This window comes from Acinetobacter sp. GXMZU3951 (assembly GCF_054457875.1).
The window spans coordinates 1-26,376 of sequence record NZ_JBTLFO010000013.1 but is presented as its reverse complement, the minus strand read 5'-3'; the positions used below and the strand labels follow the sequence as shown (position 1 = coordinate 26,376).

28 protein-coding genes are annotated in these 26,376 nt (G+C 43.9%); 22 read left to right on the top strand and 6 right to left on the bottom strand.

Features of this window, described 5'->3' with window-relative positions; all coding sequences use genetic code 11:
- The first annotated feature begins 105 nt into the window (after window positions 1-105).
- The 5 genes from tsaB (at window position 106) to fghA (ending at window position 4,804) form a co-directional block, all read left to right on the top strand.
- Entirely contained in the window at window positions 106-771 is a 666-nt protein-coding gene (tsaB, locus tag ACX17N_RS15610) for a tRNA (adenosine(37)-N6)-threonylcarbamoyltransferase complex dimerization subunit type 1 TsaB (protein WP_458893484.1), read from the top strand.
- A 12-nt stretch (window positions 772-783) separates the two neighbouring features.
- Window positions 784-1,608: an undecaprenyl-diphosphate phosphatase gene (locus tag ACX17N_RS15605; protein WP_458893483.1), complete on the top strand. Its 825-nt coding sequence runs from the start codon at window positions 784-786 to the stop codon at window positions 1,606-1,608.
- On the top strand, window positions 1,602-2,426 hold the full coding sequence (locus ACX17N_RS15600) for a class I SAM-dependent methyltransferase (RefSeq protein ID WP_458893481.1): 825 nt from the start codon (window positions 1,602-1,604) through the stop codon (window positions 2,424-2,426). The genes ACX17N_RS15605 and ACX17N_RS15600 overlap by 7 nt, the downstream gene beginning before the upstream one ends.
- Window positions 2,427-2,543: 117 nt before the next feature.
- On the top strand, window positions 2,544-3,953 hold the full coding sequence (locus ACX17N_RS15595) for a C13 family peptidase (RefSeq protein ID WP_458893480.1): 1,410 nt from the start codon (window positions 2,544-2,546) through the stop codon (window positions 3,951-3,953).
- 14 nt (window positions 3,954-3,967) lie between these two features.
- Window positions 3,968-4,804, top strand: coding sequence for an S-formylglutathione hydrolase (gene fghA / locus ACX17N_RS15590; RefSeq protein ID WP_458893479.1), 837 nt, complete (start codon window positions 3,968-3,970; stop codon window positions 4,802-4,804).
- Window positions 4,805-4,825: 21 nt separating this feature from the next.
- On the opposite strand, the gene ACX17N_RS15585 is transcribed toward fghA, so the two are convergent.
- Window positions 4,826-5,101, bottom strand: a complete 276-nt coding sequence (locus ACX17N_RS15585; RefSeq protein WP_458893478.1) for a DUF2218 domain-containing protein — start codon at window positions 5,099-5,101, stop codon at window positions 4,826-4,828.
- Between the two features lie 157 nt (window positions 5,102-5,258).
- Between ACX17N_RS15585 and rpe the strand changes: the two genes are divergently transcribed.
- The 7 genes from rpe (at window position 5,259) to ACX17N_RS15550 (ending at window position 11,475) form a co-directional block, all read left to right on the top strand.
- The gene (gene rpe, locus ACX17N_RS15580; protein WP_458893477.1) at window positions 5,259-5,945 is read left to right on the top strand and encodes a ribulose-phosphate 3-epimerase; all 687 of its coding nucleotides are present in this window, start codon (window positions 5,259-5,261) and stop codon (window positions 5,943-5,945) included.
- Between the two features lie 381 nt (window positions 5,946-6,326).
- Window positions 6,327-6,797, top strand: a complete 471-nt coding sequence (locus tag ACX17N_RS15575; protein WP_458893476.1) for a hypothetical protein — start codon at window positions 6,327-6,329, stop codon at window positions 6,795-6,797.
- A gap of 49 nt (window positions 6,798-6,846) precedes the next feature.
- Window positions 6,847-8,799: a multicopper oxidase domain-containing protein gene (locus tag ACX17N_RS15570; protein WP_458893475.1), complete on the top strand. Its 1,953-nt coding sequence runs from the start codon at window positions 6,847-6,849 to the stop codon at window positions 8,797-8,799.
- The gene (locus ACX17N_RS15565; protein ID WP_458893474.1) at window positions 8,786-9,682 is read left to right on the top strand and encodes a copper resistance protein B; all 897 of its coding nucleotides are present in this window, start codon (window positions 8,786-8,788) and stop codon (window positions 9,680-9,682) included. The genes ACX17N_RS15570 and ACX17N_RS15565 overlap by 14 nt, the downstream gene beginning before the upstream one ends.
- Window positions 9,683-9,944: 262 nt before the next feature.
- Entirely contained in the window at window positions 9,945-10,262 is a 318-nt protein-coding gene (locus ACX17N_RS15560; RefSeq protein ID WP_458893473.1) for a DMT family transporter, read from the top strand.
- Window positions 10,263-10,301: 39 nt separating this feature from the next.
- Complete coding sequence (locus ACX17N_RS15555) at window positions 10,302-10,784, top strand: methylated-DNA--[protein]-cysteine S-methyltransferase (RefSeq protein ID WP_458893472.1); 483 nt, start codon at window positions 10,302-10,304, stop codon at window positions 10,782-10,784.
- Between the two features lie 37 nt (window positions 10,785-10,821).
- Entirely contained in the window at window positions 10,822-11,475 is a 654-nt protein-coding gene (locus tag ACX17N_RS15550) for a nuclease-related domain-containing protein (RefSeq protein WP_458893471.1), read from the top strand.
- A 45-nt stretch (window positions 11,476-11,520) separates the two neighbouring features.
- Here ACX17N_RS15550 and ACX17N_RS15545 read toward each other — a convergent pair whose 3' ends face one another.
- On the bottom strand, window positions 11,521-12,288 hold the full coding sequence (locus tag ACX17N_RS15545; protein WP_458893470.1) for a hydroxymethylpyrimidine/phosphomethylpyrimidine kinase: 768 nt from the start codon (window positions 12,286-12,288) through the stop codon (window positions 11,521-11,523).
- Between the two features lie 89 nt (window positions 12,289-12,377).
- Between ACX17N_RS15545 and ACX17N_RS15540 the strand changes: the two genes are divergently transcribed.
- The gene (locus tag ACX17N_RS15540; protein ID WP_458893469.1) at window positions 12,378-13,040 is read left to right on the top strand and encodes an HAD-IA family hydrolase; all 663 of its coding nucleotides are present in this window, start codon (window positions 12,378-12,380) and stop codon (window positions 13,038-13,040) included.
- Window positions 13,041-13,085: 45 nt separating this feature from the next.
- Here the strand turns inward: ACX17N_RS15540 and ACX17N_RS15535 are convergent, their stop codons facing one another.
- Together ACX17N_RS15535 and ACX17N_RS15530 are read right to left on the bottom strand one after the other, a co-directional pair.
- Window positions 13,086-13,829, bottom strand: coding sequence for a sporulation protein (locus ACX17N_RS15535; protein ID WP_458893468.1), 744 nt, complete (start codon window positions 13,827-13,829; stop codon window positions 13,086-13,088).
- A gap of 85 nt (window positions 13,830-13,914) precedes the next feature.
- Window positions 13,915-14,379: an Lrp/AsnC ligand binding domain-containing protein gene (locus ACX17N_RS15530; protein ID WP_100242952.1), complete on the bottom strand. Its 465-nt coding sequence runs from the start codon at window positions 14,377-14,379 to the stop codon at window positions 13,915-13,917.
- 140 nt (window positions 14,380-14,519) lie between these two features.
- On the opposite strand from ACX17N_RS15530, the gene ACX17N_RS15525 reads away from it, so the two are divergent.
- The 4 genes from ACX17N_RS15525 (at window position 14,520) to ACX17N_RS15510 (ending at window position 18,918) form a co-directional block, all read left to right on the top strand.
- Window positions 14,520-15,779: a D-amino acid dehydrogenase gene (locus ACX17N_RS15525; RefSeq protein ID WP_458893467.1), complete on the top strand. Its 1,260-nt coding sequence runs from the start codon at window positions 14,520-14,522 to the stop codon at window positions 15,777-15,779.
- Window positions 15,780-15,823: 44 nt separating this feature from the next.
- Window positions 15,824-16,927, top strand: a complete 1,104-nt coding sequence (alr, locus tag ACX17N_RS15520; RefSeq protein ID WP_458893466.1) for an alanine racemase — start codon at window positions 15,824-15,826, stop codon at window positions 16,925-16,927.
- Window positions 16,928-16,939: 12 nt separating this feature from the next.
- Entirely contained in the window at window positions 16,940-17,299 is a 360-nt protein-coding gene (locus ACX17N_RS15515; protein WP_458893465.1) for a RidA family protein, read from the top strand.
- Between the two features lie 176 nt (window positions 17,300-17,475).
- Entirely contained in the window at window positions 17,476-18,918 is a 1,443-nt protein-coding gene (locus ACX17N_RS15510) for an amino acid permease (RefSeq protein WP_458893464.1), read from the top strand.
- A gap of 309 nt (window positions 18,919-19,227) precedes the next feature.
- On the opposite strand, the gene ACX17N_RS15505 is transcribed toward ACX17N_RS15510, so the two are convergent.
- Window positions 19,228-19,680, bottom strand: a complete 453-nt coding sequence (locus ACX17N_RS15505; RefSeq protein WP_458893463.1) for a CopD family protein — start codon at window positions 19,678-19,680, stop codon at window positions 19,228-19,230.
- Window positions 19,681-19,756: 76 nt separating this feature from the next.
- Complete coding sequence (locus ACX17N_RS15500; RefSeq protein ID WP_100242959.1) at window positions 19,757-20,986, bottom strand: beta-ketoacyl synthase N-terminal-like domain-containing protein; 1,230 nt, start codon at window positions 20,984-20,986, stop codon at window positions 19,757-19,759.
- A gap of 270 nt (window positions 20,987-21,256) precedes the next feature.
- On the opposite strand from ACX17N_RS15500, the gene ACX17N_RS15495 reads away from it, so the two are divergent.
- From ACX17N_RS15495 to ACX17N_RS15475, 5 genes are all read left to right on the top strand, one after another.
- Window positions 21,257-22,696: an EcsC family protein gene (locus tag ACX17N_RS15495; RefSeq protein ID WP_458893462.1), complete on the top strand. Its 1,440-nt coding sequence runs from the start codon at window positions 21,257-21,259 to the stop codon at window positions 22,694-22,696.
- 154 nt (window positions 22,697-22,850) lie between these two features.
- The gene (gene rpsL, locus ACX17N_RS15490) at window positions 22,851-23,225 is read left to right on the top strand and encodes a 30S ribosomal protein S12 (protein WP_002050319.1); all 375 of its coding nucleotides are present in this window, start codon (window positions 22,851-22,853) and stop codon (window positions 23,223-23,225) included.
- 166 nt (window positions 23,226-23,391) lie between these two features.
- Window positions 23,392-23,862: a 30S ribosomal protein S7 gene (gene rpsG / locus ACX17N_RS15485; protein ID WP_004694929.1), complete on the top strand. Its 471-nt coding sequence runs from the start codon at window positions 23,392-23,394 to the stop codon at window positions 23,860-23,862.
- 131 nt (window positions 23,863-23,993) lie between these two features.
- A complete protein-coding gene (gene fusA / locus ACX17N_RS15480) occupies window positions 23,994-26,132 on the top strand; it encodes an elongation factor G (protein ID WP_458893461.1) in 2,139 nt (712 codons plus the stop codon).
- Window positions 26,133-26,226: 94 nt separating this feature from the next.
- On the top strand, window positions 26,227-26,376 hold a 150-nt coding region (locus ACX17N_RS15475), incomplete at its 3' end, for a GTP-binding protein (protein WP_227614499.1).

Here is a 26,376-nt window from a genome sequence, read left to right as displayed (position 1 = left end):
TATGCTTGGTTTTTTTGTATCTACCGTTGGAAATTCTCGCGTCCAAGATATGAGTGGAGTATGATAGCCCTCGTTTTTTAAGATTAAATTGAAGCAAGGTTGAGCATGAAATTGCTGGCATTAGAAACAGCCAATGAACAGTGTTCTGTTTCTATCGTAGATGAAAATCAAGAACTGTTTTTCCAATTAGATACGCGTGCAAAAGCTCAAACGCAAACCATTTTACCGATGATTGAACAGGGCTATACGCAACTAGGTCTGAGCACAGCAGATTTAACCGCGATCGCCTTTAGCCGAGGACCGGGTTCATTCAGTGGGGTTCGAATTAATGCCGCAGTCACGCAAGCTTTGGCATGGTCGCATGATGTCCCCGTGATTCCTGTTTCGACCTTACAAGCTCTGGCACAAGCGGCTTATCGACTGCAGGGTTTGACCCAAGTGACTGCAGTTCTTGATGCCCGTATGAATGAAGTCTATATCGCCAGCTTTAGTCTGGATGATCAAGGCATTATGCAAGCCATTGATGAAGAACAATTATTAGACTATGCGCAAGCGGCAGAAGCAACAAAATTTACTTTAGTTGGATCGGGTTCAGCTTTAATTCAGCCTGACGCTTTAGCATTCAAACAGTTGGTAGCGACTGCACAAGATATTGCTCAGATTGCCCGAGCAGCCGCAGGCAAAGCGCAGTGGTTTAGCGCAGAACAAGCACTTCCAGTATATTTACGTGATAATGCGTGGAAAAAAATTCCAGAACAAGGCAAATCATAATTAGGATTTTCTATGGATCTTTTACTGCTGCTGAAAGCAGCGATTATGGGTATCGTTGAAGGTATCACTGAGTTTTTACCAATTTCGAGTACAGGGCATCTTATTCTGGCATCAGAGTTAATGCAGTTCTGGACCAAAGAAAAAAGCGATGTCTTTGTAATTGCGATTCAAATGGGGGCAATTGCAGCGGTTATTTATGAATATTGGTCTCGCCTTTGGGGTGCAGCCACGGGGATGTTTACGGGTGAACCTAAAGGACGTCATTTAGGATTTAACCTGATTATTGCCTCGATTCCGATTATTCTGGTCGGTTTGACTTTTGGACAGACGGTTAAAGAACTGTTGTTTAATGACATTACCGTGGGTCTAGGCTTGATTATTGGCGGTTTGATTATTATGTGGATTGAAAGAAATCCACCAACAGTCAATGCTCAAGAGGTTGAAAACATTAGCTACAAAGAGGCAATCTGGATTGGTTTAATTCAGGTTCTGTCTTTAGTCCCTGGCACATCACGTTCAGGTGCTACGATTATTGGGGCCATGTTCCTTGGGGTATCTCGTAAAGCTGCGACTGAGTTTTCATTCTTTCTTGGTATTCCCGTCATTATTGGTGCAGGTCTACTCGATTTATATCAAAGCTATGACGTGTATCAAACCACCGAAGATTGGACAGTCTTAGCGGTTGGTATCATTGTTTCATTTATTTCAGCCCTGATTTTAATTCGTGCTTTGGTGGCCTATGTGGCAAAACGTGATTTTATGGTTTTTGCTTGGTACCGCATTCTTTCTGGCATCATAATTTTGATGTTTGCCTTCACAGGTTGGAAATTATGGTAAGCGAATTGCGCTTATATACAGAAGCCGAGTTTCAACAACACGCGCAGCACTATGCGGCTGTGCTTGTTTCACGTGGTGTTGCTGTCAGTATTGAGCAGATTGAAAAACTCAATGCGCGCTTTTTGCGGTTAAATCCAGATTTGGCCCTGTGTGTAGATGAACAGGGCTTATGGTTATGTGCCAACGGGATGAAAATGCAGCCCGATTGGCAGGCTGAAATTCCACGCTTAAAGCGGGCATCACTGAAATCTGAAATGATTGCACGTGCCTGTCAGTTGGCTGAAAAACCGCGTTTAATCGATGCGACAGCAGGGCTTGGGCATGACAGCCTATTGCTTGCGGCACTTGGGGCTACAGTGACCTTGGTCGAGCGTCATCCCGTGTTATTTACCTTACTGGAAGATACACAACGGCAAGCACTGCAAGATCCCTACTTGGCTCCGATTGCAGCCCGGATTAATTTGGTTTTTGCTGATTCTGCAGATTACTTAAAGCAATGTGCCGAACAGCAGCAGCTCAGTGATGTGGTGTATTTAGACCCGATGTTCCCGCAACGCGATCAAAATCAACAGGCAGTGAAAAAGCAGGCGCAAGTGAAAAAGCAGATGCAATTGTTGCATATGCTTTTACCTGAAGATGGGGAAATGGATTTAGGCGATCAGCTTTTACCTTTAGCGCAGCAAATTGCAAAACGGGTGGTGGTGAAGCGTCCACGACTGGCGGTATTTCTGAATGACCAGCAACCGGATACCCAATGGCAAGGGGATGCTTGTCGCTTTGATGCTTACTTCCAGCTTGATCATCCGACCTTAGGATAATTGCTTCATTATTGGGCAAAGATTTGTTATATAGTTAAAAATAATATTGATAAAACCCTGATCAAGCATAAACTAACAATGCGATTGAGCGAACAGCATTAGCCACCTGAACACCTTATGAAAATTGATTTCAAACCCTCCATAAATTTTTGGCACGATTTTAAAAGCAACCAAACGGCAGGGATGTGGCTTTTTTTGGGTTCGCGTCGCGCCTTGCAGATTGTGCATCCTTCCATCCTGCAACTGATTTTTTGGGGGATTTTAGGCGGCTGCGCCAATACCCTGTTTAGTTGGCTCAGTGCGGGAGAAGTCGGGGAGTTTAACTCGCAAGGCTTAGTGAGTTATGCGCTATGGCCCTTTATCGCTTTAATTGTTGGTATATTCTTATCACAACGTGTTAATAATCCACGTCTAATGTTGGTTCCGGCCTTATTGTGGCTGGTCTTGGACACGCACATCGCCTTGTTGCAAAGTCTGATTCAGTATTTGGGCATGATCGATATTTTGCCTTATGCGCTTTATGATTACTTGCCGACCATTTTCATGGTGCTATTTGTTTGGCAAAGTCTGGCCGTGGTCTGGGTCTTTGCCCGTGAGTTGAAATGGCCGTGGTGGGAGCGAGCACTGATTATGCTGGCGACACTGTTCACCTTGGTGGTGTGGCAGATGTCTGTGAAAAGCCAACCCATCTGGAAAGTGGAAGAGGTTGCCCCAACTTTTGCTGAAGATGCCTTTTATGCACAAAGCCGATTATTAAATAAAAGCTTACAAGCAGTTGAATATGGCGAGTTTGCTCAGTCACATTGGTATTTCTTGGGGGTGGCAGGTGCGAGTTATCAAGACGTATTTATGTCTGAGGTCAAGCGTATTCGCGAACAGTTTGATACCCGTTTTGGCACCTTCGGACGTTCGCTGATTTTGGTGAATAACCCTGCGACACGGACCGAGATTCCAATTGCTTCGCGCACCAGTATGGAGCTGGCGTTAAAGCGAATGGGTCAGCAAATGAATCGTGAAAGTGATGTGTTATTTTTATATATGACTTCACATGGCTTACAGAACCAGTTCGAGATGGAAAATGCGCCACTCGATTTGGCGCAAGTTGATCCTAAATGGTTGCGGGATACCTTAGATCGTTCAGGGATTCGCTGGCGTGTCATTGTGATTTCAGCCTGTTATTCGGGCAGTTTTGTCTCGGCACTGCAAAATGACAATACCTTAATTATTACCGCTTCTGCTGCAGATCGTGCCTCATTCGGTTGTTCGAGTGAAGCAGACTATACCTATTTCGGACGTGCCTTTTTTGATCAGGCCATGCGTGAACAGCATTCGATGAAAGATGCCTTTGCGCAAGCCAAAGATACAGTGGCGCAATGGGAAACGGCGCAAGGCTTTGAGCCTTCAGAACCGCAGTGGTCGATTGGTAAAAATATGGAACTGATGTTGCCTCAACTGGAGCAACGCTTATTTCCGCCCACTACAATGACACAGCAAACTCAAGCGCAAGCGGTTGCGCATACACCTTAAAAAAGGAAGTGAAGATGGAATTATTACAACAAAATCGTTGTTTTGATGGTGAGCAAAGGATTTATCGTTTTAATTCTGAGTCGCTGCAAGGCGATAGCCGTTTCGGGGTGTTTCTCCCACCACAAGCACTTGAAGGTGAGGCCTGTCCAGCCTTGTTTTATTTGGCCGGTTTAACCTGTACCGAAGAAACCTTCGCGATTAAGGCACATGCACAACGACTAGCGGCTCAATTGGGGCTGATTTTAATTAGCCCGGATACTTCGCCACGTGGTGAACAAGTGGCTCAAGGTGATCATTGGGATATCGGACAAGGGGCTGGATTCTATATTAATGCGACACAAGCGCCGTGGGCTGAACATTATCAAATGGAACGTTTGATCGCGCATGAGCTGTATGCACTTATAATGCAGCAGTTTCCAGTTCAACAGCATCGAATTGGAATTTTTGGACATTCCATGGGAGGACATGGCGCATTAACTTTGGCGTTTAAATACCCAGAGAAGTTTAAATCTGTATCAGCATTTGCCCCGATTTGTGCACCAAGTCAGTGTCCTTGGGGAGAAAAAGCCTTTTCTAATTATTTAGGCCATGATCAAAGCCAGTGGCAGCAGCATGATGCAACAGCTTTGGTAATAGAGAAAGGTGCGTTATTTAATGAAATTTTGATTGATCAAGGTTTGCAAGATCAGTTTTATGCGCAATTACATCCAGCTGCTTTTAAACAGGCATGTGCACAAGCGGGGCAGGCACTGACTTTACGTGAACATGAAGGTTATGATCATGGTTATTACTTTATCCAAAGTTTTATGGATGATCACCTACAATTTCATGCGGTACAACTTGAATCTTAATCACTGTAGATGGGGCGGAGTTTAACTCCGCTGCCATTCTGCTGCAAACTCTTGCTGTGCCATACGGCTTAAATGATCCAGCACCACTTTTTCCAAATGATCCAGCTTTTCTGCTGCTGCGGTAATTTCAACGGCTAAGTATTCAGCCTGTGGAATCAGGCTGACTTGCGCTTCAGGCATGATAATTTCAAATTGTTGCTCAGATTCTTTGACTTCAAATTTGTGTTTCCAGTGATTGTATAAACGCTTGGCGATACGAGCAGATTCGAGTGTGGCAATTTGACTGCTGCTTTTCATTTTCTTCGACCATGATGTAGGGATTTCACCTTAACAAATTTGCTGTGCTTAAACAGTAGTCCTTTGCAACGCTCCGTTGCAAAAATGAAATGTCACAGACCTTGGTCGCAGTTTGCTATAATATTGGCATTAAATTCATGAACTCTCAGGTTGATCCATGTCTAAGCCCTATTTAATCGCACCTTCAATTTTATCTGCTGACTTTGCTCGTTTGGGTGAAGATGTTGAAAAAGTATTAGAGGCAGGTGCTGATGTGGTGCATTTTGATGTGATGGACAACCACTACGTACCGAACCTGACTTTTGGTGCGGGTGTCTGCAAGGCATTAAAAAACTATGGCATTAAAGCCCCAATTGATGTGCATTTAATGGTTTCGCCAGTGGATCGTATGATTGGTGATTTCTTGGATGCTGGTGCAGATATTATTACTTTCCACCCAGAAGCTACAGAACATATTGATCGTTCTTTACAACTGATTAAAGCAGGCGGTGCCAAAGCTGGTCTGGTGTTTAACCCAGCAACCCCGTTACATTATTTGGACTATGTACTGGATAAAGTTGATCAAATTTTATTGATGAGTGTAAACCCTGGTTTTGGCGGGCAGAAATTTATTCCGATGACTTTGGAAAAGTTGCGTCAGGCTCGTAAAATTATTGATGCTTCAGGACGTGACATTCGCTTGGAAGTGGATGGTGGTGTAGGTCCAGCCAATATTCGCGAAATTGCCGAAGCGGGTGCAGATATGTTCGTCGCTGGTTCAGCGATTTTTGGTAAGCCAGACTACAAAGCCGTGATTGATGAAATGCGTGCAGAACTGGCGAAAGTCGGTTCAGTGAATGTATAAGTCCTATGGATAAATATGCGGCGAGTTGTGGATAACTTTGTGAATAAGCTTGTCGATATCTATGTAGATAACCTTATGGATATCTTGTTTAAACAATAAACGATTCCACATCAAACGTTTAGACATTAGACTTATTATGTATAAAAAGAGCACATTCGTGCTCTTTTTTATGCAAATTAATGCTTGAAAAAATTGCTGTTTTATTCAGCTGGGCTTAAAAATAATACAGACTAAAAAATAATGAATAACAGGCAATGTTTGAAGCATTACAGGATTTGAAAAAAGTAGCGATTGTGTAGAAAAAATTGTGTATAACGGCATTCTTGGGTATGCTGTAATTTCATTATTGAGTGTCATTACCTCTGGCTAATGGGTTTTCGCATGAGCACTTTACTTCGCAAACAGTCTTGGTTTGTTTGCCTGATGGCTTTTGTCATGGGGTGGAGTAGTCTTGTCTATGCGTCGAGCATGCCGATGCACGCGCAAATGTTGCAGCAGCAATTGTCTGCACTTGAGCCAGTAACTGAAGTAATTAGCACTGAGCATCAGCAACACCAAAAGCAGATGCATATCGCGCAGTCGGATTGCCATGCAGCGAGCATGCAGCATCATAAGGCCGCTGCTGATCTTCAAAGTAGCCCCTGTGACCGTGATCTAAACAGCACCTCGATAAAGCAATGTGCAGACTGTGCGCAGTTGCATTGCCAAAGCTTAACGGTTTGGTTAGACACAGCGGTAGCTGAGGACTTGCAACATCTTCAATCGGATCGAGCATCCAATTTACATAGCCGTTATAACGCACAACATTTGATTGGTTATTGGCAAGAGATTCTCCGTCCACCCAAAGCTTAACTTTATTCAGAACAAAATTTTCATTAATTTCATGAATAAAGGTTAAGTCATGTCTATTTTATTTCGTCAAAGCCTCATCGTTGGGCTATGCATATTCTCCTCTTCATGGGCATTTGCTGCGGTTAAGGAATATCACCTCACCATTGCTGAAGCGACCGTGAATTTAACGGGTAAGCCTGTCAAACGTATTACCGTAAATGGTCAATTTCCTGCCCCCCTTTTAGAGTTTGAAGAGGGTGATGAGGCAGTGATTCATGTGCATAACCAGCTCAAAAATCAGGATTCTTCATTGCACTGGCATGGTTTATTGCTGCCAGGTTTAATGGATGGAGTACCGGGATTTAACGGTTTTAAAGGCATTAAGCCGAATGCCGATTTTGTCTACCGCTTTAAAGTGCGTCAAAACGGCACCTATTGGTATCACGCACATTCCAAAGGTCAGGAACAAGATGGTTTATATGGTGCCTTGGTCATTTATCCTAAAGGCAAACAACCTGTTGCCCAGCACGAACAAGCGCAACGCGATTATGTGGTGATGTTGTCAGACTTTCATGAATCGAGCAGTGAGCAGATCATGAAGAATTTGAAAAAATCAGCAGAATATTATCAGAATCAGCGAGAAACGCTGGCAGATGTCTTGAAGCAAACGCAGCGCGCTGGGGTGAAAAGCACATGGCAAGACCGTTCCATGTGGAACCAGATGCGCATGTTAAAAACGGATTTGTCTGATGTAACGGGGTATACCTTTTTGGTGAATGGTAAAACGCCAGCACAGAATTGGACGGGAGTATTTCAGCCGAATGAAAAAGTTCGTTTGCGTTTTATCAATGCTTCCGCCATGTCATTCTTTGATGTGCGTATTCCCAACTTAAAAATGACCGTGGTTAGTGCCGATGGACAGCCAGTGAAACCTGTTGCAGTGGATGAATTCCGCATAGGCACCGCTGAAACTTATGATGTTGTGGTTGAGCCACAACAACCGCAATACCAGATTCAAGCCGAGTCGATAGACCGTACAGGTTTTGCATTGGCGACTTTACAGCGTGAAGGCAGTGTAAACGCACCTATCAGTATGCCTACTGCACGTCCACGAGCATTACTGACCATGGAAGATATGGGGCATGGTTCATCGCATACAAATATGGATCATTCTCAAATGAATCATGCTGAGATGCAGGGCATGGATCACTCTCAAATGAACCATGCTGAGATGCAGGGTATGAACCATTCCCAAATGAACCATGCTGAGATGCAGGGTATGGATCATTCCCAAATGAACCATACGGAGATGCAGGGTATGGACCATTCTCAAATGAATCATGCAGAAATGCAGGGCATGGATCACTCCCAAATGAATCATGCTGAGATGCAGGGCATGGATCACGCTCAAACGAATCACGCTGAGAAGCAGGATATGGAGCATTCAACACATGCTCAGCATCAGGCTGCAACCACAAGTTCAGCAGCGCATACACCAGTACAGGGTTGGGCGAATGCGTCCACACCGCAGGGACATAAAGCCTTGCAATATGCCGATTTGGTGGCGTTGGAACCACAAAAAGATACACGACCAGCCGAACGCGAACTAGAAATCCGTTTGGGTGGCACCATGGAGCGTTATATCTGGACCATCAATGGTAAAAAGTTTACTGAGATGCAGCCCTTGCAAGTGAAATATGGTGAACGTGTTCGTCTGAAATTTATTAATGACAGCATGATGGCGCATCCTATGCACTTACATGGCATGTTTATGCAACTGGAAAATGGACAAAGTGCTGCCAATATGCCGAATAAGCATACTTTGGTGGTGCCGCCAGGCAAAACAGTCACCGCACTCCTGACTGCGGATGAGTTAGGTGAATGGGCGATTCACTGTCATCTGCTCTATCACATGTCTTCAGGCATGATGAGTAAATTGATCGTGGCCAACGTTGATCCTCAGCAAACCAAGCAGCCATCTGCGCAACCTGTAACACAAGGAGCTGAACATGCACATCACTAAGTTTTCTTTTATGGCGTTCAGCTCATCGTTAATCTTGCTCAGTTCAATGTCATGGGCTGCAACGGAAGATGCTACTACACCACACCACGCACATACGACGATGCCGATGCCAAGCGAAAGCATGTCCATGACCACGATGGGGACAGAGCATGAGCATTCTATGATGCAGCATCAAACCATGGTTGCTACTTCGGCTGGCACAGAGGCTGCTGATCACGCGGCACATCTGAAAGAACATGGTGGGCAGATTTATCAATCGACGACCTTGGAAAGTCGCTGGTTGCGTAATGACGAGGGTGAGGGAACGTTAAAATCCGAACTAGAGACCCGCATTGGTACTGATGAAAATAAACTGTTTATCAAGCTACATAGCGATAAAGCAGAATCGCATCGTGCAGAGACCGAAGCCAAAGTTTTGTATAGCCGCATGATTTCAGATTTTTGGGATGCACAGGCGGGTATACAATACCGTAATGATCCGAACCGTCAGGTGGATGAAAATCAAGTGGATGCCGTTATCGGGTTACATGGTATGGCCCCCTATTTCTTTGAAACGGATGCCTATCTATACGTAGGTCAAGATCAGCAATGGCGTTTAAGCTTGGAAACTGAGCGGGATCTTTTATTGACCCAAAAACTGATTGTTAAACCTTATCTGGATATGGATGTGGTATTGAGTGATGACTCTAAATATGCACAAAAAACAGGGTTAAGTCGTATTGCGAGCGGTTTGGAAACTCGTTACGAAATCAGTAAGCAAATTATGCCGTTTATTGATGTGTCTTATGAATATCAAAAAGGCAATCAGGAAACACACTGGCAGCAGCGAACTGATTCCGAACAGGGGTGGCTCTATGGTGCGGGCATTCGGTTTAAATTTTAAACCTTGCTCAGAAATGTAGTTTGAGTTGTTTGGATTGGGCTGATTCTGTGCTGATTGATTCAGGCTCAGGGTCGGCCCATTTTTGATTGCCAGAAACTCCCGAGTATTTTGAAAACTTGGTCTTTGCGCTATTTTGAAGCAGATTTGCGTATAATAAACCCATATTTAAGGAGGAACGACCTCCCTTGAGGCAAGATTAATTGATTTTGCACCAAGAAAATTCGTCAGGACGACCTGACTCTAATCAATTGGAGGAAGGCAAATGGCCTGGATGATGTTGCTGTTGGCGGGTATTTTTGAAGTGGTTTGGGCGTATGCCATGAAAATGTCCGACGGATTTACCCGTTTAGTCCCGAGCGCAATTACCGTGGTTTTTATGGTGCTGAGTTTTGTCTTGTTGGCTTATGCGATGCGATCTTTACCGCTCGGAACGGCTTATACCATCTGGACAGGCATTGGGGCAGTCGGTTCTTTTCTGGTCGGTGTTTTGATGCTCGGTGAACCGGCTTCTGCGCTGCGTATGCTGGCCGCTGTGCTGATTGTTTCAGGACTGGTACTGATGAAAGTGGCATCCAACTAATCTATTCATTTTATCAATTGAGCCAGCGAGGTGTGTGTCATGCAACTTTCATTTGTGTATATGCACACTCCCGTGGGGCAACTTAAATTGGTTGCCCATGAAACTGCGCTGGTGGCGGTACTTTGGCAGAATGAAAATCCGAAACGTGTGCGCTTGGCCGAATTGGTTGAACAGCCGGATCATCCGATTTTATCTACAGCTCAGCAGCAATTGTCGGAATATTTTGCGGGAGCTCGGCAGCAGTTTGACCTGCCTTTAGACTTTGAAGGGACGTCTTTTCAGAAGCAAGTCTGGCAAGCCTTGCTTGCAATTCCTTATGGTGAAACCCGTAGTTATAAACAGATTGCAGAACAGTTGGGCAATCCTAAAGCAGTTCGTGCTGTGGGCGCAGCCAATGGCAAGAATCCAATTTCCATTATTGCACCGTGTCATCGCGTAATTGGTTCGAGTGGTAAATTAGTCGGTTTTGCAGGCGGATTAGCCAATAAAGATATTCTTTTAAAAATCGAGCAACTTCAATAAACTATTGAGCTTAATTCATTATAATTTTAACTCAAAAATGATTTCACAGATTTTCACTCCGCTACTGTCCACATTTTGGTGGATTTTATTGTTGTTTATTGTGGTTGCTGTATTTAAGGCATTTAAACCATTTTTAAAAGGGAAAATGGGTGAGTTTGCTGTCAGTGCGCATGTCAAACTGTATTTAGACAAAGAGCAGTATATTTTACTGAACGATTGTACCTTACCAGACGAGCAGAATCAGACCACGCAAATTGACCATATTCTGTTAAGCCCATTTGGTGTCTTTGTGATTGAAACCAAAAACTATAAAGGCTGGATTTTTGGCAGTGAGCGGCAAAAAATCTGGACACAAAAAATTTATAAAAAGAGTTATAAATTTCAAAATCCCTTACATCAAAACTATAAGCATCAGAAAGTTTTGGAACAAGTTTTAGCGGATATTGTCGATCCTGCTCTGATTCATTCGGTGGTGGTCTTTATGCCCGATTGTGAATTTAAAACACAGATGCCTGAGAATGTGTTTCGTGGCGCGGCATGGACGGATTATATCAAGAGCTTTACCGCACTGGTTATTCCACCCATGAAGCTAAAGCGGATTCAATTGCGGATTGAAAAGGAAGTGCTAGAAAAGTCGTGGAAAACCAATCGACAGCATGTGGAAAATTTAAAGACTTATCGCAGTGAATAAAAATGCCCCCACTGGGCGTTGCACCAGAGTGGGGGATTGTCTGATTTAGAAACGTTTTGGAATTTTCTGTCCATTCGGTACGGGTGTTTCAGCCTGCTTTAATACGCCAAATAACCATGTTTCCGCATGTTGTACCGCAATTTTCAGCTCATCACCCATGGCGAGACGTCCTGCAATAAAGCTGGCAAGTGAGCAACCTGAACCGTGGTATTCACCAGCTAAACGCGGGCAATGGCTTTCAGTAACAAACTCACCATCAATGTATAAAGCATTGCGAATATAGTCCGCCGTGTCTTCATGTCCACCTTTGACCAAAACCGCTTTTGCCCCCATGGCAAACAGTTTTTGCGTGGCAGCATCTAAGTCTTGCTCACCAGTTAAAGCACGCAGTTCAACCGTATTCGGGGTAATAATGGTGGCCAGTGGAATTAACTCGACAAAGGCTTTGACCAGCGTGGCCTGATCGCCCAATGAGCCACCGCTATTAGCCACCAAAACTGGGTCAAGCACATAGCGATATTCTGGATGTTCACGCAGAAATTCTGCCAGTGCAGCAATATTGTCCGTGGTGCCGAGCATGCCAGACTTCACGCACTGAATTGGTAAATCGCCAACCACGGCATGCGCTTGCGCCAAGAGTAATTCTTTGGAGGTTGCTTCAAAGCCAAAGACTTGCTGTGAGTTTTGAATGGTCAGCGCAGTACATGCAATTGCGGCATGCGCACCACTTTGACCAATCGCTTCAATATCCGCTTGTAAACCAGCACCGCCAGAAGGGTCTAAACCCGAAAAGCAAAGTACAGTAGGGCGCATGTACATTTCCTTAATACATTAAATTTGCGATAGTATAGGCAACTTTGAGCGAAGTCTCGAGCGTAATTTATTGGGTTTAGGGTCGGGTTGTGATTAAGAATATTTTAATTGATTTAGATGGAACGCTGACAGATCCCAAAGTGGGGATTACCACTTCTGCACGTTATGGTTTGGCAAAAGTTGGACATCCTATTCCAGAGTCGGAAAATATTGACTGGATTATTGGGCCGCCGTTAAAAGCATCGCTAGCAAAGTTGCTCAATGTAGAAAGCAATGATGTCTTGGCAGATCAAGCTTTATTGGGGTATCGCGAACGCTTTGCAGTAACAGGCTTGTTTGAAAACCATGTGTTTGATGATGTGGCACAGACCTTAGACGCCTTAAAAAGCAAAGGTTATCGCTTGTTTTTAGCCACAGCAAAACCCGAAGTTTATGCCCGTCAAATTTTAGATCATTTTGAGCTTTTGCAATATTTTGACTATCCTTATGGCAGTGAACTGAACGGTGAACGCACCAATAAAGGCGAGTTGATTGCCTATATTTTAGAAAAAGAGCAGCTTAAACCAGAAGAATGTTTAATGGTCGGTGACCGTGAACATGATATTTTTGGCGCACGCAGCAATGGCATAGAGACGATTGCCGTCGAATATGGTTATGGTTCTTCCGAAGAACTGGATCAGGCACAACCCAAGGCACGCATTCAGCGTTTTGCTGATTTGTTGCAACTGATTTCATTGGCATGTGATGGATGAATTAGCCCCCCATTTTGTGAAATCCAAATGGGGGGCTATGCGCGTTTATAAGCCTAACAAACGGCGAATTTCATTGGCTAAAACTGCGGGATTGGCATGTTGATGCGGAATGCTCAGACTTTTAAAACCATCGCCTCTAAATTTACGGTCAACTTCTAGCAGCACGTGAGTCTGATGTTGTTCCGCAACAAAAGAAACTTCAACTTCATTAATACCACTAAAAAACTGTGCTGGTTTAAACTCTAATTCTTGGTAGCAGCCAAGGGTCGAGTAAAAGCCGTTACCTCGTAATTGCCCCTTTTCGACATCTGCCGAAACTAAGTGTAAACCACAGTCTTGCATGGCTTGAATAAAGGCGTGCATGGTCGGTGTCGGGGCAATCTGTAAAAAGTCCTTATCGGTGGCATCCAGTCCCCAATCTACATCCAAATGGGTATGTAGCCAGACGCGGGTTTTATTATGCTGGCAAGCCAAATCAGTCAATGGGGTTTCAAAAGGTAGCTGAATTGAAAAAGGAAAGGTGTGGGACTGGTTGGCTTGTAATTCAAAAGCACCACTAATATGCCACTCGGCAATGCTTAAACTGGTATTGTATTCCGAATCATTCGCTTCGACTTCGGCAGTGGTCATTAATTTTAAGTAAATACCATTGATGGTTTTATTCGACGCAGCTCCTTTAAAAATCACTTCGCCATTTAAAACCTGACCTGCTTGTAGCTGGGGATTGTGTAAGCGGGTATCGACCTGAATACCTTGTAAGCCGAGGCTCGACATGAGTTTATTGAACATGATGCAGAAATTCCAATTGCGGATAATGAAGATGAATAGGATTCAATATATGCATTTAAAAAAGCTTGTGCAGTACACTTAAGTCTTAACGCATATCTAAATATAAGGTTTCTTTAATTTCTTCCATCACAATGTAGCTGTGAGAAGAGGCGGATGAGGGCAGTTTTTTCAACAAATCCCCCAATAGTCTGCGGTAAGCACTCATTTCTTTGAGTCGAGCTTTGACCAGATAATCAAACTCACCTGAAATGAGATGGCATTCTAGCACCTCAGGAATTTCGACCAAATCACGCGCCACTTGGTCAAAGACATCGCCAGATTTGGCAGAGAGTTTTATCTCTAAAAACACCAGTAAATTTCGGTCGACCAGCGCAGGATTCAGCCGTGCATGATAGCCGGTAATGATGCCATCGCGCTCCAGTCGCTTGACCCGTTCCGAGCAAGGCGTGGTGGATAAATTGACCCGTGAAGCCAATTCACTAATTGCAATCCGGCCTTCCATTTGCAGAATATCCAAAATCAGGCGATCTACACGGTCTAATTTGCGCATAAGTTTTTCTCTGTTTTTAGCCTTTATTTAGTGAAAATGGCATGAATATCTCTTAACTATACCCGTTAAATCAGTCAAATTCACTATTGATGTGGAAATATACTAGTTAAATAAACTGGCGGTGCAGTGAGAGAAAGGAAATGCGCGTAATCGTTTTAGGTAGTGGTGTAATTGGTGTAGCAAGTGCATATTATCTTGCGCAGCAGGGAGCGGAAGTCACTGTATTGGATCGTCAAACTGGTCCAGCAGAAGAAACAAGTTTTGGTAATGCAGGGCAAATCTCACCAGGCTATTCGACGCCTTGGGCTGCACCCGGCATTCCGTTTAAAGCCGTGAAGTGGATGTTCCAACATCATGCACCCTTGGCAATCAATATGGATGGCAGCATGTGGCAGTTACAGTGGATGGCACAAATGCTGAAAAACTGTAATGCACAAAGCTATTCTATCAATAAAGAACGTATGACTCGCGTAGCAGAATATAGCCGTGATTGTTTACGCGAATTGCGTAAAGACACGGGCATCAGCTACGAAAACCGCTCTAAGGGCACATTACAGGTATTCCGTAATGAAGCGCAATTAGAAGCGGTACAACGTGATATTCAAGTATTAAAAGAGTGTGGCGTGCCGCATGAGTTGTTATTGAAAGATGACTTGGCTCGTGTAGAACCTGCACTCGGTTTTGCCAAAGATAAATTGGTCGGTGGTTTACATTTGCCAAATGATGAAACAGGCGATTGCTACAAGTTTACCAATGCACTGGCTGAAATTGCCAAAGCTAATGGGGTGAACTTTCTTTTCAACCAAAACGTTGAGCGTTTAGTGGTTGAAGGCGATGAAATTAAAGGTGTGGTGGTGAATGGTAAGGTGCTGACTGCAGACCGTTATGTGTTGGCATTTGGTAGCTATTCACGTGATTTCTTAAAACCACTGGAATTGAATTTACCGGTTTATCCAGTCAAAGGTTATTCATTGACAGTGCCAATTGTGGACCCTGCATTTGCACCACAATCAACGGTACTGGATGAAACTTACAAAATTGCGATTACCCGTTTTGACCAACGTATTCGCGTAGGTGGTATGGCAGAGTTAAGTGGTTTCAACTTGAAACTCAATGATGACCGTCGTGGTACTTTGGAAATGGTCACAAAAGATCTATTCCCAGGCGGTGACTTACCGAATGCAACGTTCTGGACAGGCTTACGCCCAATGACACCAGACAGCACGCCAATTATTGGGGCGACACGCTTCAAAAATCTGTTCTTGAATACAGGACACGGTACCTTAGGTTGGACCATGGCATGTGGTTCAGGCAAGTTGATCAGTGACTTGGTGATGAACCATAAACCAGACATCAGCATTGATGGTCTATCCATTGAGCGTTATTTAAGCGCAGCATAATTCCTGAATTCAGGGAGTTGTTTGAATTTTAGGGAAGAAGGGTTATGCCACGTCCAATTACCGCGGTGATTCATCAATCCGCACTCAAACATAATCTGGCGATTGCGCGTGTCGCAATGCCAGACAGTCAAGTCTTTGCTGTGGTCAAAGCCAATGCCTATGGGCATGGCATTGAACGCGTGTATCAGGCCTTTAAATCGGCCGACGGCTTTGCTTTGCTGGATCTTGAAGAAGCAAAACGCATTCGCGCTTTGGGCTGGACAGGAGAAATCCTGTTGCTGGAAGGTATTTTTTCGCCTCAGGATTTGTATGATTGTGCGCAGTATCAATTGAATTTTACCGTACACAATGAACTGCAAATTCAATGGTTACAGCAATTTCCAGTCGCAGCACAATTTAAAGTGTTCCTCAAAATGAACAACGGGATGAATCGTTTAGGCTTCACCCCAGAACGTTATGTGCAGGCTTGGCAACAACTGAAAAGCTTGAGCTCAGTCCATGAGCTGGTGCATATGATGCATTTCTCCGATGCCGATGGCGAGCGTCAGGGGCAGGCGGGGATTGATTACCAGCATCAAGTATTTCAACAAATTCTAGAACAATATCCAGCACCGTGTTCAATCAGCAACAGTGCTGCAATTTTAAGATATTCCACCCAGTTGCGATCGGACTATGCGCGTAGCGGCATTATGCTTTATGGCAGTTCGCCAGATTTTCCAAGCCATAGCATTCAAGACTGGAATCTGCAACCAAGCATGAGTTTACGTAGCGAAATCATTGCCATCCAACAGTTAAATCCGGATGACAGCATTGGTTATGGCTCAAGTTTTGTCGCCGATCGCCCCATTCGCGTGGGTATTGTGGCCTGTGGCTATGCCGATGGCTATCAACGGATTTCACCGACAGGCACACCAGTATTGGTGAACTCGATTCGTACTCGCACCTTAGGTCGAGTCAGCATGGACATGCTCGCGGTTGACCTTGACCCGATTCCAGAGGCACAAATTGGCAGTGAAGTGGTGCTCTGGGGGCAGTCTAGCTCGGGGGCTGTCTTGCCAATTGATGAGGTGGCTGCAACTTCTGGAACAGTCGGATATGAACTGATGTGCGGCGTCACTGCACGTGTCAATTTTTCAATTCAGGAATAAGGAATTTTAACCATGTCACAACAAGATATTCAGCGCTTTAACACGACACCAGTGATGAGTGCTGTGACCATTTTTAATAACGTGGTGTATTTGTCGGGTCAAGTTCCTAAAAACCCTGATTCGGATATCACAGCGCAAACTCAAGATGTTTTAAATACGATTGATGAATTGTTGGCACAAGCCAATAGCGATAAAAGCCGTATTTTGTCTGCCCAACTCTTTTTAAAAGATTTAGCTGATTTTTCAGTCGTCAATGAAATCTGGATTGATTGGCTTGATGGCTATGCCACACCAGCCCGTGCCACCATTCAAGCAGATTTGGTCAATCCAAAATGGTTGATTGAAATTGCAGTTGTTGCTGCACAGAAGTAACACCCTAATCTACGGACGGAGGAACGTACCGAAGGTCAGTGCAGTCATCAGATAAACCAAGACGGTTTAGAGTGTACTGACAAGGACGAAGGCTTGGCTTTATCTCAGCGATTATTGCTCGTGAGGAGCGAGATAAAGTTAAGCCATATAAAGGAATTAAAAAAGGATGTTGAGTTATGACCACGACGCGTCAGCCACAAGCAGAACAGTCAACCCATGAGTTGCAACGCAAGCTCTCCAATCGTCATTTACAATTGATAGCCATTGGTGGAGCAATTGGTACAGGCTTATTTATGGGTTCCGGGAAAACAATCTCCCTCGCTGGACCTTCAATTTTAATTATCTATATGATTATTGGCGGTATGTTTTTCTTTCTAATGCGTGCATTGGGCGAAATTCTACTTTCAAATCTGCATTACAAATCGTTTATTGATATGGCGCACGACCTGATTGGTCCTGCTGCTGGCTATTATATCGGCTGGTCGTATTGGCTCGGCTGGGTCTTGGTCGGTATTGCTGACCTTGCGGCCATTATCAATTATCTCAATTTCTGGTTGCCGCCCGATATGGCATTTACCCCGATAGGGCAGGCTTTAATTAGTGTGGGCTGTGTACTGTTTGTACTCGGACTGAACTTGTTAACGGTTAAGCTGTTTGGTGAAATTGAATTCTGGTTTGCCTTAATCAAAATTTTAGCCATTTTGGGGCTGATTGTGATTGGTGGCTATATGGTTCTCAGTCATTTCCAAGCACCGCAAGGTTCGGTGGCCAGCTTTAGTAATGTTTGGGCCAATGGCATGTTCCCGAAAGGAACCAGTGGCTTCTTGGCCGGCTTCCAGATTGCACTCTTTGCCTTTGTTGGTGTGGAACTGATTGGTACGATGGCGGCTGAAGCCAAAGATCCTGAAAAGAACTTACCGAAGGCTGTCAATGCGATTCCAACCCGTATTATTTTGTTCTATGTGTTGGCTTTGTTTATTGTAATGTCGGTTACGCCATGGAATGAAATTCCTGCGGATCAAAGCCCATTTGTGAGCTTATTCTTGCATGCTGGTATTCCAACTTCTGCCATCATTATGAACTTGGTGGTGCTCTCTTCAGTGATGTCCTCGATGAACAGCGGCGTGTTTTCGACCAGTCGTATGTTGTATGGCTTATCGAAAGGTGGTCAGGCACCGAAAGCTTTGGCTGAATTATCGAGCCGCGCTGTGCCAGCCAAAGGTTTATTGTTCTCCTGTATCTTCATTATGGCGGGTGCTGCACTCCAGTATTTCGTACCGAACACAGTAGAAGCCTTCACTTTGGCCAGTTCATTGTGTGTGATTCTGTTTATCAGTATCTGGGGTCTCATTATGGTGTGCTATTTACGCTACCGTAAGCTACGCCCTGAATTGCATGCCAAATCCAAGTTTAAAATGCCGGGTGGGGTATGGATGTCATACGTAGTCTTGGTGTTCTTATTCTTTACTTTAATCATCTTAAGTTTAGAACCTGATACTTTGCGTGCCTTAATTATTAGTCCACTCTGGTTAATCATCTTGGCCATTACCTATCGCGTACTGTACTTACCACGCGTGAAAAAACTGAATGCGCAAAGCAATAATGAAGTGATTGGTTAAGCTAAGCAGTTTAATTGATTGATGAAAACTCACCTTCGGGTGGGTTTTTTTATGCTCAAAATTCATGATTGATTTAGAGGGATATAGATGTACCGGATGACTAAAAGCTTTCGTTAGCAAATAGGAAAACATGCTTGGCACTGCGCCGAGTAACTTAGCATATCAATTTAATGCTGATACATGCTGTCTATGCTCGCTTAAAAAAATGGCCGAGCGCGTACAGTGGAATGATCTGGAACTATGCAGTTGATAATTTCTTGATGAAGCCTCGACAATAAAAAACCTCCTGACGGAGGTTTTTGTTCGGGCTTAAAAATGGGGTTTCACCACCACCAAAATCACCACGGCAAATAGAATCAGGGTTGGCATTTCATTAAAGAAGCGCCAGAACTTATGCGATTTATAGTGAGCATTGCCAATCAATTTTTTACGGTAGTAACCACAAATCAAATGGTAAATCACCAATAATCCCACTAAACCGACTTTGAGATAAAACCATAAGGCTTCATGGTAGTGGCGGGTTGCATCGCCCCAATCCACCAAGAAATGCGCCGTGATCAGCGTAGCGATCATAGATGGCCACATAATGCCGCGGTACAACTTACGTTCCATGACTTCAAAGCGCTGATGACTGACGGCATCATCACTCATGGCATGGTAAACATATAAGCGAGGGAGGTAGAAGAGCGCAGCGAACCAACATACAACTGCAATGATATGTAATGCTTTTATCCAAAGGAAAGCATCAGAAGGAGCATCCATCAATTCACCCTATTAAGGGCAGTGTGGAAAGTTGATCATTCACTGCAGTGGCAATGAATGATCAAGATTTCTTAAATTAGCCTTCCCATTTTTTGAAAATGAGGCAAGCATTTACACCGCCAAAACCGAAACTGTTACTCATCACAGTATTCAATTTTGTATCGCGTTTTTCAAGTACGATGTCAAAAGGTTTTGCGCCTTCATCCAGTTCAGTTACGTTGATGTTTGGTGCAATAAAGTCATTTTGCATCATCAATACAGAGTAAATTGCTTCTTGTACGCCTGCAGCACCCAAACTATGACCAGTCATAGATTTAGTTGAGCTGAGTGGCGGAACTTGACCTTCACCGAACGCACGTTCCATTGCCAACAATTCAGTCACGTCACCAGCAGGGGTAGACGTACCGTGGGTGTTGACATAGTCAATCTTGTCTACGCCATGTTGTTTTGCTTCTTCAAGTGCCATAAGAACACAACGTGTTGCACCTTCACCAGATGGTGCAACCATGTCTGCACCGTCACTGTTCGCTGCATAAGCAACAACTTCAGCCAAAATGTTGGCACCACGTGCTTGCGCATGTTCAAGCGATTCAAGTACCACGAAACCGCCACCGCCAGCAATCACGAAACCGTCACGGTCTGCAGAATATGGGCGAGATGCTGTTTCTGGTGTGTCATTGTACTTCGAGCAAAGTGCACCCATCGCATCAAACAATAAGCTTTGTGACCAGTGATCTTCTTCACCACCACCCGCAAGCATCAAGTCTTGTTTACCTAATTGGATGAGATTGTAAGCATAACCAATCGCATCAGCAGAAGTCGCACATGCGCTGGTAATCGTGTGTGCAACACCTTGCATTTTGAAGGCAACACCCACGTTAGCCGTAATCGTGTTCGACATGTTACGTGGTACGAAGAAAGGACCTACTTTACGCGCACCTTTAGTGTCGAGTAATTCTTTCATTTCAATGACAGACGCTGTTGAACCGCCACCTGAACCGCCCGCAATACCGTAACGTGGATTGCCGCCAATTTGTTCTGCAGTTAAACCTGCATTTTCTACCGCAGCCACGGCAGCATTGTAAGCATACATCGCACACACACCCATAAAGCGTTTTAATTTACGGTCGATGTGGTCAAAATCTTGTTCTGCTGCGGCACTGATGTGACTTTTGAAGTTAAGTTCAGCATAAGTCGGGTTAAAACGTGTTCCAGAAATCCCGTTTTGCAATGAATGAGTGACATCTTCTAAAGTGTTACCGATACATGAGTTGATGCCCATACCAGTAATAACAACACGTTTCATCTACAGATCCCTTATATGGTGATATTTTGTTTAACCGTATGCAGTCAGGGGAGAGCCTTTATGCTACAAGTCTTCATATGTTGATTTGCAATCATGATAGCAGAAAGATTTTTGAATTCTTATGGCAAATATGATGCGTATTTGGAACAGTAGAAAAAACTCAATTTGTGCAAAGTTCTTAACTAAAAGAAACAGTTTGATGTTGAGATAAACTTAGACTATACCTAGTATTTAGCGAGAAATGAAAGAATTGAACAAGAAGGGTCTAGAATGACAGAAGCTAATAATAAACAATCAACCGGATTCCTCTCAAACGCCTTTGGGGTGGCTAAAAAGCTCAGCCAAACAGGAATTGATGTTTTGCAACATGTTGCACCAGGCTCTGTGGCTGCCTATCCGCAAGGTGCGGGAAATACAGCTTTTATTGAAGGAAAAGCACATTCAAAATCGGCTTTCGAGACCAAAAAATATCAAGATGCTCAACAAATTTTACGTGAACACTTTCCGCAAGTTTCTCGCCAACTTTTAGGTCGACACTATTCCAAAGTGAATAATGTGGCGAATTTTTTAGCACCGCAATATACCGATAAAATTAGCGACTACTTTTTTGAGCGATTGAATGCATTCAGTTCAGAGCTGAGTTCTGTTGACTATGTTCTCGATCAAGCTGGGGTCAAAGACCTAGAAACCTTAACTCAGGATGTTGACCGTTCCAAGCGGATTAGCCAAGCGCTGGCAGAACAGAATAAATGGATTGCCTCTTTGCAAGGTATGCTGACTGGCGCAACTGGAACTCTGGGTGCCAGTGTTGATATTCCACTGTCGCTTATACTGGCCTTAAGAACGATTTATCAAGTAGGGCGTTCTTACGGTTTCGAGCTGAACAAAGAAACCGAGCAAGATATAGTTCAGTTTATTTTTAAACAAATTGATTTGGGGCTGATTGCTGAAAAGCAGACACTATTAATGGCACTGAAAGCCGTTTCACAAATGTTGCAAACGCATGATCTTGGTCAGCTACAACATTTGCTGGGTTCCAGTAACGATATCGAGATGCTGAAAAAATGGCTGCATAACGAACAAGGTGACTTTAAATGGGCTTGGCTGAATAAAGTTCCCGATTATGCGTTCTTGAGTAAACTCACCCCTGTAGCTGGTGCCACTTTAAGTGCGGTATATAATTGGAAACTGATCGAAGATGTCAATCAAAAAGCCCAAGTGGTTTTTGCTCAGGCACGTCAATACATTCAACAGCATAAAGACGTCGAGCTTTCAGTGGTCGCGGCTTATGAGCGATCATTGGCTTTATTGGCTCAGGCTGCGCCCAAATTATTGACTGAAACTGTGCAACCGAGTTTAGTCGAAGCGATCGCGCTCAATGAAGGCACAGATGTCACACCAGAAAATCATAAAAATATTGCCAAAGTCCGAGTGCAGAAAAAAAGCAGCAAAACACCAGTCGATGAGACAGTGCAACAGCAGCACATTGAGCAAGGTTTAGAAAAGTTGGCGCATGATTTGGTTGCACCGCACAGCGAGGTACAAGCACAACAACCAGCTTTGAGTGCTAATACGCAAGAAGTCGTGGTTGATGGTGTAGCAGAACAAATTGAGAATCCATTGGCCGAGCCTGTGGTTACGGCAAAACGCCCTCGTAAGCCCTCAACAAAAAGGGTTACAAAAAAGCCAATCTCTCCAACCGAAGAGTAAACCTTCAAAAGTGCTCAAAAAATAGCAAGAAAAGCAGCAAGGCTGATGGATTGGTGCCTTGCTTGTGTTGACCATTTTTGCATCTTGACTTACAATTGCATGCCCTCAAAAAGTAGTATTTTTTGGGGCTTTTTATTAACGGGAGAATTGCCATATGGCAACAACAAATCAGTTGATCCGCAAGGGTCGTACGACTTTGGTTGAAAAATCAAAAGTTCCTGCGTTGAAGGCTTGTCCACAACGTCGTGGTGTTTGTACACGTGTTTACACAACTACACCTAAAAAACCTAACTCAGCAATGCGTAAAGTTTGCCGTGTTCGCTTAACTTCTGGTTTTGAAGTTTCTAGCTACATCGGTGGTGAAGGCCATAACCTACAAGAGCACAGTGTTGTTCTTATCCGTGGTGGTCGTGTTAAAGACTTACCAGGTGTACGTTACCATACCGTTCGTGGTTCTTTAGACTGTGCTGGCGTTAAAGATCGTAACCAGTCACGTTCTAAATACGGTACTAAGCGTCCTAAGAAATAATTTCTTAAGACACTAAGAAACCGCAATCCTTTATCGTCTCGCTTGTCTGATTTCTGCATTTAAAATTGTGAAATTCAAGCGACGTGTAGTAAGGCCAGCGAAAGTACATGACACTTTGTACTACTGCTGGATTAACCTGAAGTGTCATATATATAGGTAGTTTAAAATGCCAAGACGTCGCGTAGTTGCTGCTCGTGAAATCCTTCCGGATCCGAAGTTCAGTAGCCAAACAATCGCTAAATTCATGAACCACGTAATGCAAGATGGTAAAAAATCTATTGCTGAAAGTATCGTTTACGGTGCTTTAGACCGCGTTCAAGAAAAAAACAAAGTAGACCCAGTTGAATTTTTCGAGACTACTCTTGAAAAAGTTCGTCCTATGGTCGAAGTAAAAGCACGCCGTGTTGGTGGTGCTACTTATCAAGTACCTATGGAAGTGCGCCCATCCCGTCGTACTGCCTTGGCTATGCGTTGGTTAGTAGATGCTGCTGCTAAGCGTTCTGAAAAAACTATGGCTTTACGTCTTGCTGGTGAGTTGCTTGATGCAGCTGAAGGTAAAGGCGCAGCGGTTAAAAAGCGTGATGACGTGCATCGTATGGCTGAAGCCAACAAAGCATTCTCACACTACCGCTTCTAAGCGACTAAAACAGCCCCTATTCAGGAGGGTGACAAGCTGGCTTACGCTAAATTGTCATCGAATCGCTTTAAGCTGTTCGCCAGCTTAAAGCGTCCTGTTTTAAACAACAAAATTTAGGAATGCAAGAAATCATGGCTCGTCAAACCCCAATTTCTCGTTACCGTAACATTGGTATCTCTGCGCACATTGACGCAGGTAAAACAACTACCACTGAACGTATTTTGTTCTACACAGGTGTATCTCACAAAATTGGTGAAGTACATGATGGTGCAGCAACAATGGACTGGATGGAACAAGAGCAAGAACGTGGTATTACCATTACTTCTGCTGCTACGACTTGTTTCTGGTCTGGTATGGCTAACCAATTCGAACAACACCGTATTAACGTAATTGATACACCGGGACACGTTGACTTCACAATTGAAGTTGAGCGTTCTATGCGTGTTCTTGACGGTGCGTGCATGGTTTACTGTGCAGTTGGTGGTGTACAACCTCAGTCTGAAACCGTATGGCGTCAGGCGAACAAATATAAAGTGCCTCGTTTAGCATTCGTGAACAAGATGGACCGTACTGGTGCAAACTTCTTCCGTGCAGTTGAGCAAGTTAAAACTCGTCTAGGTGGTAATCCTGTACCTATCGTTGTGCCAATCGGTGCAGAAGATACGTTTGCAGGTGTTGTTGACCTTATCGAAATGAAAGCGATTATCTGGGACGAAGCGTCTCAAGGTATGAAATTCGAGTATGGCGAAATCCCTGCTGACCTAGTTGATACTTCTAACGAATGGCGTACCAACATGGTTGAAGCTGCTGCTGAAGCTTCTGAAGAGTTAATGGACAAGTACCTAGAAGAAGGTGATCTTTCTAAAGAAGACATCATCGCTGGTTTACGTGCTCGTACATTAGCATCTGAAATTCAAGTAATGCTTTGCGGTTCTGCGTTCAAAAACAAAGGTGTTCAACGTATGTTGGACGCAGTAATTCAATTCTTACCTTCTCCTACAGAAGTTAAAGCGATTGAAGGTGTTCTTGACGACAAAGCTGAAACTAAAGCATCTCGTGAAGCATCAGACGAAGCTCCGTTCTCTGCGTTAGCGTTCAAAATTATGAACGACAAATTCGTAGGTAACTTGACTTTCGTACGTGTTTACTCTGGTGTTCTTAAACAAGGTGACCCAGTTTATAACCCAGTTAAGTCTAAGCGTGAGCGTATCGGTCGTATCGTGCAAATGCACGCGAACGAGCGTCAAGATCTTGATGAAATCCGCGCAGGTGACATCGCAGCGTGTGTAGGTCTTAAAGACGTTACAACGGGTGATACACTTTGTGATGAGAAAAACATCATTACTCTTGAGCGTATGGAATTCCCAGAGCCAGTAATTTCATTGGCTGTTGAACCAAAAACTAAAGCTGACCAAGAAAAAATGTCTATCGCTTTAGGTCGTTTGGCTAAGGAAGATCCATCATTCCGCGTTCGTACAGATGAAGAATCTGGTCAAACGATTATTGCTGGTATGGGTGAGCTTCACCTTGACATCATCGTTGACCGTATGAAGCGTGAATTCGGTGTTGAAGCGAACATTGGTAAACCAATGGTTGCTTACCGCGAAACAATCAAAAAGACTGTTGAGCAAGAAGGTAAATTCGTTCGTCAAACTGGTGGTAAAGGTAAATTCGGTCATGTATATGTTCGTTTAGAACCTATGGATGTTGATGAAGCTGGTAAAGAATACGAATTCGCTGAAGAAGTTGTAGGTGGTACTGTACCTAAAGAATTCTTTGGTGCGGTTGACAAAGGTATTCAAGAACGTATGAAGAATGGTGTCTTGGCTGGTTACCCTGTTGTGGGTATCAAAGCGACATTATTTGACGGTTCTTACCACGATGTCGACTCTGACGAATTATCGTTCAAAATGGCGGGTTCTTACGCATTCCGTGACGGTTTCATGAAAGCAGATCCTGTTCTTCTTGAGCCTATCATGAAAGTTGAAGTAGAAACTCCAGAAGACTACATGGGCGATATCATGGGTGACTTAAACCGTCGTCGTGGTATGGTTCAAGGTATGGACGATCTTCCTGGCGGTACTAAAGCAATTAAAGCTGAAGTTCCACTTGCTGAGATGTTTGGTTACGCGACTCAAATGCGTTCTATGTCTCAAGGTCGTGCGACTTACTCAATGGAATTTGCTAAATACGCTGAAACTCCACGTAACGTGGCTGAAGGCATTATCGCTAAATTCCAATCTGGCGGTAAAAAAGGTGACGACGAGTAATCTTTCGATTACTATAAGCCCAAACTAATTTTTTAGTTAATAACCAGTTGCTCATGCAGTGATCCTGCATGAGTAGTTTAAAAAGGAAAATCAAATGGCTAAGGCTAAGTTTGAACGTAATAAGCCACACGTGAACGTGGGCACAATCGGTCACGTTGACCATGGTAAAACTACTTTAACTGCTGCGATTGCAACGATCTGTGCAAAAACTTACGGCGGTGAAGCGAAAGATTACTCACAAATC

Excerpts from the sequence above, each read along its gene's own strand:
- tsaB (WP_458893484.1), top strand. The coding sequence starts at position 106 with ATGAAATTGCTGGCATTAGAAACAGCCAATGAACAGTGTTCTGTTTCT.
- ACX17N_RS15605 (WP_458893483.1), top strand. The coding sequence starts at position 784 with ATGGATCTTTTACTGCTGCTGAAAGCAGCGATTATGGGTATCGTTGAA.
- ACX17N_RS15600 (WP_458893481.1), top strand. The coding sequence starts at position 1,602 with ATGGTAAGCGAATTGCGCTTATATACAGAAGCCGAGTTTCAACAACAC.
- ACX17N_RS15595 (WP_458893480.1), top strand. The coding sequence starts at position 2,544 with ATGAAAATTGATTTCAAACCCTCCATAAATTTTTGGCACGATTTTAAA.
- fghA (WP_458893479.1), top strand. The coding sequence starts at position 3,968 with ATGGAATTATTACAACAAAATCGTTGTTTTGATGGTGAGCAAAGGATT.
- ACX17N_RS15585 (WP_458893478.1), bottom strand. The coding sequence starts at position 5,101 with ATGAAAAGCAGCAGTCAAATTGCCACACTCGAATCTGCTCGTATCGCC.
- rpe (WP_458893477.1), top strand. The coding sequence starts at position 5,259 with ATGTCTAAGCCCTATTTAATCGCACCTTCAATTTTATCTGCTGACTTT.
- ACX17N_RS15575 (WP_458893476.1), top strand. The coding sequence starts at position 6,327 with ATGAGCACTTTACTTCGCAAACAGTCTTGGTTTGTTTGCCTGATGGCT.
- ACX17N_RS15570 (WP_458893475.1), top strand. The coding sequence starts at position 6,847 with ATGTCTATTTTATTTCGTCAAAGCCTCATCGTTGGGCTATGCATATTC.
- ACX17N_RS15565 (WP_458893474.1), top strand. The coding sequence starts at position 8,786 with ATGCACATCACTAAGTTTTCTTTTATGGCGTTCAGCTCATCGTTAATC.
- ACX17N_RS15560 (WP_458893473.1), top strand. The coding sequence starts at position 9,945 with ATGGCCTGGATGATGTTGCTGTTGGCGGGTATTTTTGAAGTGGTTTGG.
- ACX17N_RS15555 (WP_458893472.1), top strand. The coding sequence starts at position 10,302 with ATGCAACTTTCATTTGTGTATATGCACACTCCCGTGGGGCAACTTAAA.
- ACX17N_RS15550 (WP_458893471.1), top strand. The coding sequence starts at position 10,822 with ATGATTTCACAGATTTTCACTCCGCTACTGTCCACATTTTGGTGGATT.
- ACX17N_RS15545 (WP_458893470.1), bottom strand. The coding sequence starts at position 12,288 with ATGCGCCCTACTGTACTTTGCTTTTCGGGTTTAGACCCTTCTGGCGGT.
- ACX17N_RS15535 (WP_458893468.1), bottom strand. The coding sequence starts at position 13,829 with ATGTTCAATAAACTCATGTCGAGCCTCGGCTTACAAGGTATTCAGGTC.
- ACX17N_RS15530 (WP_100242952.1), bottom strand. The coding sequence starts at position 14,379 with ATGCGCAAATTAGACCGTGTAGATCGCCTGATTTTGGATATTCTGCAA.
- ACX17N_RS15525 (WP_458893467.1), top strand. The coding sequence starts at position 14,520 with ATGCGCGTAATCGTTTTAGGTAGTGGTGTAATTGGTGTAGCAAGTGCA.
- alr (WP_458893466.1), top strand. The coding sequence starts at position 15,824 with ATGCCACGTCCAATTACCGCGGTGATTCATCAATCCGCACTCAAACAT.
- ACX17N_RS15515 (WP_458893465.1), top strand. The coding sequence starts at position 16,940 with ATGTCACAACAAGATATTCAGCGCTTTAACACGACACCAGTGATGAGT.
- ACX17N_RS15510 (WP_458893464.1), top strand. The coding sequence starts at position 17,476 with ATGACCACGACGCGTCAGCCACAAGCAGAACAGTCAACCCATGAGTTG.
- ACX17N_RS15505 (WP_458893463.1), bottom strand. The coding sequence starts at position 19,680 with ATGGATGCTCCTTCTGATGCTTTCCTTTGGATAAAAGCATTACATATC.
- ACX17N_RS15500 (WP_100242959.1), bottom strand. The coding sequence starts at position 20,986 with ATGAAACGTGTTGTTATTACTGGTATGGGCATCAACTCATGTATCGGT.
- ACX17N_RS15495 (WP_458893462.1), top strand. The coding sequence starts at position 21,257 with ATGACAGAAGCTAATAATAAACAATCAACCGGATTCCTCTCAAACGCC.
- rpsL (WP_002050319.1), top strand. The coding sequence starts at position 22,851 with ATGGCAACAACAAATCAGTTGATCCGCAAGGGTCGTACGACTTTGGTT.
- rpsG (WP_004694929.1), top strand. The coding sequence starts at position 23,392 with ATGCCAAGACGTCGCGTAGTTGCTGCTCGTGAAATCCTTCCGGATCCG.
- fusA (WP_458893461.1), top strand. The coding sequence starts at position 23,994 with ATGGCTCGTCAAACCCCAATTTCTCGTTACCGTAACATTGGTATCTCT.